The following is a 12,284-nucleotide window of genomic DNA, read 5'->3' on the forward strand; positions in this document are numbered from 1 at the left end:
CCGCGTCTCATCGCGGCTCCGGCCGGCTCAGCGGGCCTTGAGAAGAAGGTCGAGCGCGCCATCGCCCTTGCGGATCTTCACGAAGCGCGGATAGCGCAGGCCGCCGTGATAATTGATCGTGTAGGGCCGCACCGTGTCGCCCCGCTTGATCGTCAGGCGCACCGGGACCGCCGTTCCCTTGGCCTCGGTGACCGCTTCCTTCAGTGTATCTTCGGAATAGGTCTTTTCGCCGACCGCGACGATCTCGTCGCCGTTGCGCAGCGCCGCGTCGAATGCGGGCGATCCCCACGCAATCCCGCTGATCTTGGCGTCCTTGCTCACGCTGAAGCCTAGCGAATAGGAAAACTCTGCCGCCTCGCGCAGCTTGGCACGTGCCTTGCCGGTGGCGGTCTGCTCCTCGGTGTATTGCAACTCGTAGCCAGAGCGGGTGAAGCCTCCCAGCGGCGCGCGCTCGCTGGTCTGGTCGACGCGTTCGCGAAGGAATCCCGCCCAGTCATATTGGTAGACCGAATTGAGCGTCGCGATGACGTCGTCGCGGGTGTAGGTGACCTGGCCCCAGTCGCCGGGACGGATGCCGAAGAAAGCCTTCGCGAAATCGTCCATCCCGCGCTTCATGCCCGTGCCCTGGCGAATGATGGCGTCGGCCTCGACCCAGATCAGCATGCCCTCGTTGTAATAGTCTTCGTTGCGCATGAAGCTGCCCCAAGGCTGGGGCGAGCGATTCTGTACGATCGGATCGTAGGTCGTGTCGACCAACGGGCGCCAGGTGCGGCCCTTCTGGTTGTCGAGATAGGCGGCGGCGTAGGCGACATTGTCGAGCACTTCCTGCTTCGTGCTCATGCCCGACCGGGCCTCGACGACCGTCCCCAGAATTGGGTCTGCCCCTCGTAGACCCACAGCAGGTCGTCACGCATCGGCGTATGGTAATCGGGCGTCCACATCTCGGCCGGACGTCGGAACTTGCCGTCCCAGCTGTGCGTGAATTCGTGCGGGAAGACGTTCCGGTCCAACTGGTGGTTAGCGTAATCGGTATAGTAGCCCGGGTCCGTGGAAATCTCGGTGCTGCGATGATGCTCCAGCCCGATACCGCCCAGCTTGTCGCTGATCGCATTCAGGAAGTCGTAGTGGTCGTAATGCTTGGCGCCGAACACCTTGATGTTCTGGTCGACCATCCGGCGGTGCTTGGCCAGGACGTCGGCCGGCATCTCCAGCTCTTTCGCGCTATCGGCGACCGTCACCATCGTCGCGCCCTGGCCCAGGTCGTGCTTCCTGAAATGGATGCCGGCGAACACGGGTGAATCGACCAGCGTTTCATAGTCGACCTGCCCGTACTGGATGGTGGAGCCGGAGGTGCTGGTCGGGCGAAGTGCCGTCCCGGCCTGCCAGCCCGCCGGCAGGGTGAGCGACGCGACGACCGGGATCTGCCGGACGTAATATCCGGCCGGATAGAGGGAGACCTTTTCCCACTGCACGTTGACGATTTCCGGGGTCATCACGACGCGGCCCTGGCTACCCGAGACCGGCGAGAGGAAATTGAAGCGTGCTTCCACACTGCTGACCCCGGCCGGCACGTCAACGTGGAAGGCATAGACCTCGACCGGATCGCGGCGCCACGGAAGCTTCCGGCCGTTGGCGGTAATCTCGAGCCCGGCCAGCTTGTCGATCGTGCCGTCCGGCCCGTGCGCACCCGGAAGCCATTTCGGCAGGAGCAAGGTCATCCGCCCCGGCTGCGCGACGGGAATCGTCTGCTTCACCTTCATGACCGAGCGGACGAGGTCGGTGGCGTCGACCTCCAGCCGCATCGTGCCGGGATATGGAATGTCACGGGACGCCGGGATGCTGTTGGTGACCGGCACCGCCTGCGGCGCGCTGTTCTGCGCCAGCGCGGGCTGGGCAAGGATGGCGAGGGGCGAAATGGCGAGAAGCGCAGCGGCGCGAAGATGGAAGCTCATGGCGGACGGCTAGCGCGCGGGGTTCTCCTTCGCTAGGGGCGACAGCCATTATCCGTCGAAGTTAACCGCACCTATGTCGAAGACCCCCAGCCCATCCGTGGCATGCAGAGCCTGCTCGGCGAGGATGCCGACCGGTTTGCGCACGTCGTCGAGACGTTCAATTATGTCCGCCGGCTCTATGGCTTCAAGCGGGTCGAGGTGCCGGTGCTGGAGCCGACCGCGGTGTTCGCCCGGACGATGGGCGAGACCACCGACGTGGTCTCCAAGGAGATGTACTCGTTCGAGGACCGCAGCGGCGATGCCGTCACCTTGCGCCCCGAATTCACCGCCGGGATCGCGCGCGCTTACCTGTCTGAAGGCTGGCAGCAGTTTGCGCCGCTGAAGGTCGCGACGCACGGTCCTGCCTTCCGTTACGAGCGCCCGCAGAAGGGCCGTTTCCGCCAGTTCCACCAGCTCGACGCGGAGATCATCGGCGCCGCTGAGCCGCTAGCGGATGTCGAGTTGCTGGCGTTCGGGTCGCAGCTGCTGGCCGAGCTTGGCATCGGCGGGGTGACGCTGAAGCTCAACACGCTGGGCGACGCCGCCAGCCGCGACGCGTGGCGGGCTAAGCTGGTCGACCATTTTGCCGCCCATCGCGCCGAACTCAGCGAGGACAGCGAGGAACGGCTCGACAAGAACCCGCTGCGCATCCTCGACAGCAAGGATCCGCGCGACCGGCCGTTTGCCGACAGTGCGCCGACCATGGAGTTGAGCCCGGAAGCGGAGGATTTCTTCGGCCAGGTCCGCGCCGGCCTCGACGCCGCGGGCGTTGCCTATGAACTCGCCCCACACCTCGTCCGTGGCCTCGACTATTACCGGCACACCGCGTTCGAATTCGTCACCGACCAGCTCGGTGCGCAGGGCACAGTCATCGCCGGCGGCCGCTACGACGGGCTGATCGAGCAGCTCGGCGGCCCGCACACACCGGCCGTTGGTTGGGCGGCCGGGATCGAACGGCTGGCGATGCTGGTCGAGGCACCGGCCCCCGACACGGTCGATGTGGCGGTCGTCGTTGAGGATGACACAGTGCTGGTGAGTGCGTGGAAGGCGTTGCGCGAGCTTCGCGCCGCGGGCTTGTCTGCCGAACTCGTCGCGACGGGCAGTCCGCGCAAGCGCTTTGATCGCGCGGTAAAGCGGGGTGCGTCCGAGATACTCGTGCTCGGCCAGCTTGACGGCGAGCCCACGCGGCGCATCAAGTCGTTCGGGAAAGCGCGCGCCGAAGCAGCGCTTGGGGCAAGGAACAGGCGTGACTTCCATTTCGCTGGACCGGATCGTCTCGATCGAGGCGAAGAAGCAGGAGCTTGCCGAGGCGATGGCGGCACCTGACTTGTCGCCCGACGAGTTCGTGCGATTGTCCAAGGAATACGCCCAGGTCGAACCGGTCGCCGCCGCCGCGCGCGAGGTGCGCCGCCTGCGCGCCGAGCGCGAAAGCCTGGTCACGATGACCCGCGATGCCGACGACGAGCTTCGCGAGATCGCGGCGGAGGAATTGCAGCTGATCGAGACGCAGCTTCCGGAGGCGGAGCGGGCGCTGGCCGTCCAGCTGCTGCCCAAGGACGCCGCCGACGAACGCGCGGCGATGCTGGAAGTGCGCGCCGGGACGGGCGGGGACGAGGCCGCGCTGTTCGCCGGCGATTTGCTGCGCATGTACCAGCGCTTCGCGGAGGAACAGGGCTGGAAGTTCGAGCTGATCAGCGCCTCCGCTTCCGACGTTGGCGGGTACAAGGAAGCCGTGGCGTCAATCAGCGGCGCCGGCGTTTTCGCAAGGCTCAAATTCGAGAGCGGCGTCCACCGCGTCCAGCGCGTGCCGGCGACCGAGAGCGGCGGGCGAATCCACACCAGCGCGGCGACCGTCGCGGTTTTGCCGGAAGCCGAGGACGTCGACGTCCAGATCGACGACAAGGATCTGCGGATCGACGTCTATCGCTCGTCCGGTCCGGGCGGCCAGTCGGTCAACACCACCGACAGCGCGGTCCGGATCACCCATATCCCGAGCGGCCTGGTCGTCATCCAGCAGGACGAAAAGTCGCAGCACAAGAACAAGGCCAAGGCGCTGAAGGTGCTGCGCACCCGCCTGTTCGAACTGGAACGCGAACGCCTCGCCAACGAACGCGCCGGCGCGCGCAAGTCGATGGTCGGCTCCGGCGACCGGTCGGAGCGCATCCGAACCTACAATTTCCCGCAGGGGCGGGTGACCGACCACCGAATCAACCTGACCCTGCACAAGCTCGACGCGATCCTTGAAGGACCCGGCCTTGCCGAACTGGTCGGAGCCCTGGTCGCCGAAGACGAAGCGGAGCGGCTCGCCAGCCTGGACGATGCTTGAGGCGTCGCCTCCCGCGGGCGGGTACGACGTGGCATGACCCGGATTGCGCGCGCCCTTAATCGCGCCACCCAGTCGCTTGCTGCCACCAGCGACACGGCCCGCCTCGACGCCGAACTCTTGATGGCCGCCGCGCTCGACATCGGTCGCGATCGGCTGCTGCTCGACCCGCCGTCCCGCGCGGTGCCGGAAAAATTCCAGGCGATGATCGATCGCAGGGCGAAGGGTGAGCCGGTCGCCTACATCACCGGCCAGCGGGCGTTCTGGACGATCGACCTGGAAGTAGGCCCGGGCGCGCTGATCCCGCGGCCGGACAGCGAGACGCTGATCGTCGCCGCGATCGATCACTTCGCGGGGACGGCTGGTCCTAGGAGAATCCTCGACCTCGGCACCGGCCCGGGAACCTTGCTGCTTGCCGCGCTCGACCAATGGCCGGAGGCGACCGGGCTCGGCGTCGATTCGTCCGAAAACGCCCTCGGCTATGCGCGCCGCAACGCCGCCAGGCTCGGGCTAGGCCAGCGCGCCGAGTTTCGCATCGGCGACTGGGCCGACGGGATCCGCGAGCGCTTTGACCTCATCCTGTGCAACCCGCCCTATGTCGCCATCGGCGCGGAAATGGGGCCGGGTGTCGCCGAGTTCGAGCCGTCGGAAGCCTTGTTCGCGGGCCGCGACGGCCTTGACGACTATCGCCGGCTGGCCCCGAACTTGCCCGGCTGATGGCGCCGCATGGGCTGGCGGCAATCGAAATTGGCTATGATCAGGGCGCCTCGGCGGCGGCGCTGTTCCTGGATGCCGGGTTGGCGAGCGAGCTTGCCCATGATCTTGGCGGCCGCCCGCGGGCGCTGTTGATCCGCGGTTAGTCGAAAAGGCTTGGAATTTTAACAATTCGCCATTACATCGGAGGACAGGGACGGGGCCGTGCTGAAAAGCTAGCATCCTCCGTCACCACCCCCGACGACGAATGGCCGTTTCGAGCGCTTAACGTGGCGCTGATCTTGCCAAGGAGGGGCGGCCACCGCCGTTGGCGGTCTGGTCGGCCTGTACGCCGGGGACCACGACTTCCATGTGAAGGACAGGAAGACGGCGGTCCCGAATGGGCCGCCAGTGCGACAGGGAAACACCTCTTGATCAACAATCGTCAGGGCGGCCGCCGTCGCGGTCGCGGTGGACAGCGTCCCCAAGGAATGCCCGGCAACAGCGGCGGAAACGCGCGCGACAATCGCCAGCGGGGCAATGCGGCGCAGCTGCTCGAAAAATACAAGAGCATGGCGCGCGATGCACAGCTGGCCGGCGACCGGGTCCAGACCGAATATTTTCTACAGTTCGCCGACCATTATTTCCGCGTTCTCGAAGAAAGCCGCTCCCGGTACGAAGAGCAGCAAGGTCAACGTCGCGGTCGCAATCGCGACGACGAGGATGAGGACGACGGCGAAGACTTGATGGTCGACGCCGAGGGTGACGACAGTGACGAGGGCGAGGAAGAAGTCCGCCAGCCGCGCCGCGATCGCAACCGGAACCAGGACCGTCAGCCGCGCGGTGAACGCGACGATCGTCCTGAGCGGGGAGAGCGCAGCGAACGTCCGCGCCGCCAGCGTCCGGTGGCCGACAATGAGGAAGGCGATGAACGGATCTCGCTCGGCGTCCTTCCCCCGGCAATCGCGGTCGACGACGGCAACGCCGATGTGGCCGAAGCTGCGCCGGCGCCGCGCCGCCGTGCCCGCAAGCCGCGTGACGAAAGCGGCGAGGACATGGCCCCGGCGGCTTGAACGAAAAGACGCGTGATCAATCGGGGCGGCGGAGAAATCTGCCGCCCTTTTTGTTAGCCCGGCCGCTGTCACGCGATTGAAACACGTCCGTCATGTTCGAGTCCCCTCGCCTTCCTATTGAGGTCGGGCCGGCGGGGAGAGCACCCCGCCCAAGGGGATTTGAACCATGACCGTGAAGACTTACGCCATCGCCGCGAGTGCGGCCGTGGCGCTTGCCATACCCGCAACCGCCGATGCCCGCTCGATGCGCGCTGTTGGCTCATCGACCGTCTATCCGTTCGCGAAGATGGTGGCCGAGCGCGTCGCGCGAGCCAATCCGCGTCTCGGCACGCCGATTATCGAATCGACCGGCACTGGCGGTGGACTGAAGCTCTTTTGTGCCGGCGTCGGCGAGCGATTCCCGGACATCGCGAATGCATCGCGCCGGATGAAGTCGTCGGAAGCCAAGCAATGTGCTGGCAACGGCGTGAAGCAGGTCACGGAAATCCAGGTCGGCCTCGATGGCGTCGCGCTCGGCACGGGCAAGGGGACACCGATCACCGGCATCACGCAGCGCGACCTCTATCTTGCCATTGCGAAGACGCCGTTCGGCAAGCCGAACAAGGCGCGCACCTGGAAGGACGTCAACGCCCGCCTGCCCGCGATTCCGATCCGCGTCTACGGTCCGCCGTCGACGTCGGGCACCCGTGACGCGCTCGGAGAGTTGCTGATGACCCCGCCGTGCGAAGCCAACCCGGCGATGGCCGCGATGAAGAAGGCCGACGAGGCCAAGTTCAAGGCGATCTGCACCGGCGTTCGCACCGACGGCGCCTACATCGAGACCGGCGAGAACGATAACCTCATCGTCCAGAAGCTCGAAGCCAACCGCGGCACGGTCGGGATTTTCGGCTACAGCTATCTCGAAGAGAACCTGAATCGGCTGAAGGGACTTCAGATCAACGGCGTCACGCCGTCGTACCAGACGATCAGCTCGTTCAAGTATCCGGGAGCGCGTCCGCTCTACATCTACGTCAAGAACGCCCATGTCGGCGCCATTCCGGCCATCCGCGCCTTCGTCGCCGAATTCACCAAGGAAAGCGCCTTCGGACCGCGCGGCTACTTGCTGTCGGGCGGCCTCGTCGCCGCGCCGAATAATGTCCGCGCGCGATCGCAGCAGAACGCGCGCACGCTCGCACCGCTGAATTTCGGCGCACTCAAATAAGCAAACGACCGGGGCCGGCCCGTTCGCGGGCCGGCGGGGAAAAGGAACGATGATGAATACCAAGACTCTGATGGCCGCCCTGCTCGCGGGGAGCGCCCTTGTGATGGCAACGCCGGCGATGGCGCAGGATGCAGCCACCGCTCAGGAAAGCGAAACGCCGGACGCGTCGGACGCGACTGCCGATGCCGCGATCGCTGCCGCCGCACCGGTGGATGATGCGCAGGCGAAGATCGAATTGCTCCAGGCGCAGGTTGAAGCGCTTCAGGAATCGATCGCGCAGATCCAGTCGGGCATGGTCAAGTCCACGCCGAGTTGGAAGGGCGCGCCGGAGTTCGCCGACAAGGATTCCGGCTTCACGTTCAAGCCGAAGGGCTTCATGCAGTTCGATGCCGGCGTCGTCGGTTATCCGAACGGCGACGAACTGCGCGGCACCGTGGGCGGCCTCAATTATAACAATCTCGGCTTCAACACGCGCGCCCGACGGATCGTATTCGGCGCCGAAGGCAGCCTTCCGGGCGGCTTCAAGTACAAGGCGGAGTTCAACTTCGCCCAAGGCGGCGTGGATTATGAGGACATCACCCTCAGCTACGACTTCAAGGAAAGCCCGCTGACCATCACGGTCGGTAACTTCTACCCGTACAGCAGCCTCGAGACGATGACCTCGTCGCGCCTCGGTTCGATGCTGGAACGCGCCAGCTTCACCGACGCGTTCAACTACAACCGCCGCCTGGGCGTCGGCCTCAGCCTGGCCGACAAGAAGGCCGACAAGTACACGCTGTCGCTCGGCCTGTTCAGCCAGCCGATCAACGACAGCAGCTTCACCCGCACGGGTTGGGAAGTGTCGGCGCGCGGCACCTATTCGCCGCAGTTCGCGGGCGGCATGCTTCACCTCGGGGCAAGCGCGCACAAGCGGCAGAACAACCGCGAATCGCAAGGCGCCCAGTATCGCAGCCGCCCGCTGACGCAGGTCACCGACCAGCGCTTCATCGATACCGGCACCATTGCGGCGAAGGGCGATACCAGCGTCGGCGTCGAGCTCGGCGGCATCTTCAAGTCGTTCCACTTCGCCGCCGAGGCGCAGAAGCTGTGGGTCGACAAGACCTATGACGCGACCGACTTTGTCCCGCTCGACCCGGAGAGCAACGCGACGCCAAACGGCACGCGCTACGATGGCGATCCCAGCTTCACCGGCGGCTATGCGGAAGTGGGCTTCTACCTGACCGGCGAATCCCGCGGCTACAAGGGCGGCAAATGGGACCGCACCAAGGTGCTGAAGCCGTTCGACAAGGGCGGCTGGGGCGCGATCCAAGTCAATGCCCGCCTCGATTATATGGACCTGACCGATCGCGTCGCCGACAGCGCGACCGTCGCGGCGCCATACTTCGTCAATGGCGGCAAGCAGCTCGGCTACCAGGCGAGCATCATCTGGAACCCGATGGACTATCTGCGTTTCATGGCCCAGGTCGGCCGCACCGACATCACCGGCGGTCCCCGCGCGGCGACGGTCGATCCGACCAGCACCGACCCGGTCAACGAACGTAAGTATCATTCGACTTCGGCCGCCGTCCGCGCCCAGCTCGAGTTCTAATTGTAGCGTCGTTGCGTAGGAAGGGGCTCCGCTTCGGCGGGGCCCTTTTCGTTATGCCGCCGTTCACTTGACAATGCGTAACAATGTATCATCGTACGCAAAGTTGTAGGGAGGGTTGCGATGCGTCTCGTTTGTGCCGGCCTGCTGGCCGCTGTTTCCTCGCCACTGTTCGCGCAAGGAATCATCCCGGTCCTTCCCACTGGCAAGAGCGCGCAGGGCGACGTCGCCGTCACCATCTACAACGAGGACCGCGCGTTGGTGCAGGACCGGCGGGAACTGACACTGTCGACCGGGCGGGTCCGTCAGGAATTCCCTGACGTCTCGGCGAGGATCCGGCCGGAAACGGTGACGCTGACGGGCAACGGCATCGGCATCGTCGAGCAGAATTTCGATTTCGACCTGCTGACGCCCTCGGCGTTAATGCAGAAGGCGGTCGGCGAGACCGTCACCCTGGTGCGGACCAATCCCGCCACCGGCGCGGAGACCCGGGAGCGAGCGCTGGTGCTCGCCGCCAATGGCGGTGTGGTGGTCAAGATCGGCGATCGCATCGAGGTCTTGCGTGACGACGGCCTGCCGACGCGCGTCGTCTTCGACCGCGTGCCCGACAATCTTCGCGCCCGCCCGACGCTCTCGGTGACCCTGGAGGCAAGCCGTGGCGGCCGCCAGCCGGTGACACTCAATTACCTGACGTCGGGTCTCGGCTGGTCGGCCGACTACGTCGCCCTGTTCGACGAGCCCAACAAGAAGATGGACATCCAAGGGTGGATCACGCTGACCAATAATAGCGGGACGACCTTCGAGAACGCCCGCACTTTGCTGGTTGCCGGGAACGAACCCAACCAGAGCCGCAGCTATTACAGGCCGCCACCGCCGCCGCCGGGCGGGATGGTTCGCGCCGGTACGGAGAGCGCCAATCGCGAGCGGTTGGGCGGTTTCTATCTCTATCCGCTGCCGGAACGGACGACGATCGCCAATCGCCAGACCAAGCAGGTCAGCTTCCTCGACGTCCACAACGCTGCCGCGGCGCGCGGCTATGAGTATCGCAACGCCTGGCTCGGCTCGACAGAAGAGCCGCAAAGCGTCAACTCGGTCTTGCGCTTCTCAAGCTCGCGGAACGCCGGACTCGGCGATGCGCTGCCGGCGGGGACGGTTCGGGTCTACCAGCGCGATGCACGCGGCAATCCGCAGTTCGTCGGCGAGCACCAGATTGGTCACACGCCGATGGGATCGGACTTGTCGCTGGCAACCGGCGAAGCCTTCGACGTCAAGGTGAAGCCGATTGTCGAGGAGCGCACCCGGCTCGGCAATCCCAACAATTATCGCTGGCGAACGCGGATGCGTTACACGCTCAGCAACGCCGGTCCGCAGCCGGTGACCGTCGACCTGGTCCAGTCGGGACTTTGGGGCGACGTCCGGATCACCAGCGAGAGCATCAAGAGCGAACGCATGACCGCCGACGATGCCCGCTGGCGGGTCATCGTCCCGGCCAATGGCGAGACGGTCGTCACCGCCACTTTCGATACGCGTTACTAAAGGCCCGGTAGCGATGCAGCGCGCCCGCGCTCTCACTGGATTGCTCGCACTTACCGTGGCGCAAACCGCGACGGCGCAGGCGATCGTGTCGTCACCGCGCCCCGACAAGGTGGCGATCACCGTCTATCGATCGGAAGGTTCGACCCTCAATCTCAACTGGCTGCAAGGCTTTGCCATGGTCAGCGAGTCGCGGCGGGTGTCGTTGCCGGCCGGTGAGGTCGATCTTCGCTTCGAAGGGGTTACCGCCGGGATCATCCCGCAAAGCGCCATCGTGACGGGCCTGGGCAATTCGCTGGTCGAAAAGAATCGCGACGCGATGCTGCTGTCGCCCGGAACCCTGATTGCGTCGCTGCTAGGGCAGCGGGTGCATCTCAAACGGACCAACAAGGCGACGGGCAAGGTCGTCGAGCAGGATGTGGTGCTGCGCTCGGGGCCGAATGGTGTCGTCCTGCAGACGGCGGAGGGGTTCGAAGCGCTGCGCTGCTCGGGGATGAACGAAACGATCCGTGCTGCCGAAGTTCCGCCGATCCTCTCGCCCCGTCCGACCCTGTCGAGCCGGCTGCGGTTGGCGCGTCCAATCGATGCGACGGTCACGTTGACCTACCTGACCAACAACTTCGACTGGCGAGCGCATTATGTCGGGACGCTGGCACCCGACGGCCGGAGCATGTCGCTGTTCGCCTGGCTGACCATGGCCAACGGTGACGACACCAGCCTGGCCGGTGCTGAGGCGATGGCGGTCGCCGGTCGGTTGAACCGGGAACGTGTCGATGTTCCCGATCCCGAGGTTCGGCCGATCACGCTCGATTGCTGGCCGAGCGGTACCACCAGCGACATCGACGAGGACGAGTCCTACGATTATCCGCCGCCGCCTGCGCCGCCACCCCCGCCGATGGCGCCTTCCCCGCGGTCGCGCGGATGGCGGAGAGTATCGTGGTGACCGGGTCACGGGTGATGGCGGTGCGTGAAGCGCTGGGCGACCTCAAGCTGTACCGGATTCCGATCCCGGTGACCGTCGCGGCGAACTCGCAGAAGCAGGTGGCGCTGCTCGAGCAACCCGCCGCCCGGTTCCGCGAGGTGGCCCGCTTCGACGTGGGCGTGGACAATTCGATAAAGACGCCCGGGACCGCGCTCCGCGTGCTTCTCTTCGAAAATCGGAAGGAGGCTGGTCTTGGTCTCCCGCTACCGGCCGGTCGTTTCACTCTATTCACCGAGCGCGCGGGGAAGCCGTTCCTGCTGGGCGAGGGAAACATGACCGACCGTGCCGTCGGGGAGCGGATCGAATTGCCGGTCGACCAACCGTCGACCGTGCGAATGACGCAGCGTCAGCTGGCGACCGAGGGAAAGATTCGGAATGCCGAGATCGTGCTGACTAACGATTCGCCGCTGGCCACGCCGGTAGAGGTCCGTTTCTATCCCGGGCAGAAGGTGCAGCCGAGGGGCGGCCGTGTGACCACGATCGATGGACGGCCGGTGTGGACAGTCACCCTGCCGGGCAACAGCAGTCGGACGCTCCGTTACCGCTGGCGCGAATTGGACTAGGCTTCGTCGACCGGACGGGGCCTTGCCTCGCCGTCGATCGCGACGAACGTGAAGACCCCCTCGGTCACCTTGACCTCGGTCTCGCCGCGATCGCGGCTCGCAATGACCTCGATCTTGATGCGCATCGACGTGCGGCCGACGTGGGCAACCTCGGCGTAGACCGAGATGATGTCGCGCAAGTGGATCGGGGCGATGAATTCCATTCCCTCGATCGCGACCGTCGCGACCGATCCGCGGGCGCGCCGCGACGCGACGATGCCGGCGGCGATGTCCATCTGGCTGAGCACCCAGCCGCCGAAGATATGGCCGTTGGCGTTGATGTCGGTCGGGCCGGGGACGA

The 12,284-nt window shown here is 65.6% G+C and carries 9 protein-coding genes and 2 pseudogenes (1 of these 11 running past the window's edge); 9 read left to right on the forward strand and 2 right to left on the reverse strand.

The features are described 5' to 3' along the window. Window positions 1–27 precede the first annotated feature (27 nt). Window positions 28–1,952 (reverse strand): annotated as a pseudogene (locus tag H9L12_RS14515) (M61 family metallopeptidase). A 102-nt stretch (window positions 1,953–2,054) separates the two neighbouring features. Between H9L12_RS14515 and hisS the strand changes: the two are divergent. The 9 genes and pseudogenes from hisS to H9L12_RS12250 all read left to right on the forward strand — a co-directional run bounded on the left by hisS (window position 2,055) and on the right by H9L12_RS12250 (window position 11,944). Then, complete coding sequence (gene hisS, locus H9L12_RS12210; RefSeq protein ID WP_187541954.1) at window positions 2,055–3,317, forward strand: histidine--tRNA ligase; 1,263 nt, start codon at window positions 2,055–2,057, stop codon at window positions 3,315–3,317. Further along, entirely contained in the window at window positions 3,238–4,317 is a 1,080-nt protein-coding gene (gene prfA / locus H9L12_RS12215) for a peptide chain release factor 1 (protein WP_187541955.1), read from the forward strand. The genes hisS and prfA overlap by 80 nt, the downstream gene beginning before the upstream one ends. Window positions 4,318–4,350: 33 nt before the next feature. Continuing rightward, window positions 4,351–5,174 (forward strand): annotated as a pseudogene (gene prmC / locus H9L12_RS12220) (peptide chain release factor N(5)-glutamine methyltransferase). 264 nt (window positions 5,175–5,438) lie between these two features. Next, window positions 5,439–6,080, forward strand: coding sequence for a DUF4167 domain-containing protein (locus H9L12_RS12225; protein ID WP_187541956.1), 642 nt, complete (start codon window positions 5,439–5,441; stop codon window positions 6,078–6,080). 166 nt (window positions 6,081–6,246) lie between these two features. Beyond that, window positions 6,247–7,281: a substrate-binding domain-containing protein gene (locus tag H9L12_RS12230; protein ID WP_187541957.1), complete on the forward strand. Its 1,035-nt coding sequence runs from the start codon at window positions 6,247–6,249 to the stop codon at window positions 7,279–7,281. A gap of 52 nt (window positions 7,282–7,333) precedes the next feature. Next, a complete protein-coding gene (locus H9L12_RS12235) occupies window positions 7,334–8,869 on the forward strand; it encodes an OprO/OprP family phosphate-selective porin (RefSeq protein ID WP_187541958.1) in 1,536 nt (511 codons plus the stop codon). A 120-nt stretch (window positions 8,870–8,989) separates the two neighbouring features. After that, window positions 8,990–10,402 (forward strand): DUF4139 domain-containing protein, encoded by a 1,413-nt coding sequence (locus H9L12_RS12240; protein ID WP_187541959.1) that lies wholly within the window; start codon window positions 8,990–8,992, stop codon window positions 10,400–10,402. Between the two features lie 13 nt (window positions 10,403–10,415). Beyond that, window positions 10,416–11,342, forward strand: coding sequence for a DUF4139 domain-containing protein (locus H9L12_RS12245; RefSeq protein ID WP_187541960.1), 927 nt, complete (start codon window positions 10,416–10,418; stop codon window positions 11,340–11,342). Further along, a complete protein-coding gene (locus tag H9L12_RS12250) occupies window positions 11,336–11,944 on the forward strand; it encodes a hypothetical protein (RefSeq protein ID WP_187541961.1) in 609 nt (202 codons plus the stop codon). The genes H9L12_RS12245 and H9L12_RS12250 overlap by 7 nt, the downstream gene beginning before the upstream one ends. Here H9L12_RS12250 and H9L12_RS12255 read toward each other — a convergent pair. Continuing rightward, window positions 11,941–12,284 carry the 3' portion of an acyl-CoA thioesterase gene (locus H9L12_RS12255; RefSeq protein WP_187541962.1) on the reverse strand. It continues 34 nt past the right edge of the window, so the window shows 344 of its 378 coding nt (coding positions 35–378); the start codon falls outside the window, past its right edge; the stop codon is at window positions 11,941–11,943. The genes H9L12_RS12250 and H9L12_RS12255 overlap by 4 nt on opposite strands.

The organism is Sphingomonas rhizophila (genome assembly GCF_014396585.1).
Classification (GTDB): Bacteria; Pseudomonadota; Alphaproteobacteria; order Sphingomonadales; family Sphingomonadaceae; genus Sphingomicrobium; species Sphingomicrobium rhizophilum.

What these genes read in the sequence shown, in the direction of transcription:
- hisS (WP_187541954.1), top strand. Translation starts at nt 2,055, where the DNA reads ATGCAGAGCCTGCTCGGCGAGGATGCCGACCGGTTTGCGCACGTCGTC.
- H9L12_RS12230 (WP_187541957.1), top strand. Translation starts at nt 6,247, where the DNA reads ATGACCGTGAAGACTTACGCCATCGCCGCGAGTGCGGCCGTGGCGCTT.
- H9L12_RS12235 (WP_187541958.1), top strand. Translation starts at nt 7,334, where the DNA reads ATGAATACCAAGACTCTGATGGCCGCCCTGCTCGCGGGGAGCGCCCTT.
- H9L12_RS12240 (WP_187541959.1), top strand. Translation starts at nt 8,990, where the DNA reads ATGCGTCTCGTTTGTGCCGGCCTGCTGGCCGCTGTTTCCTCGCCACTG.
- H9L12_RS12245 (WP_187541960.1), top strand. Translation starts at nt 10,416, where the DNA reads ATGCAGCGCGCCCGCGCTCTCACTGGATTGCTCGCACTTACCGTGGCG.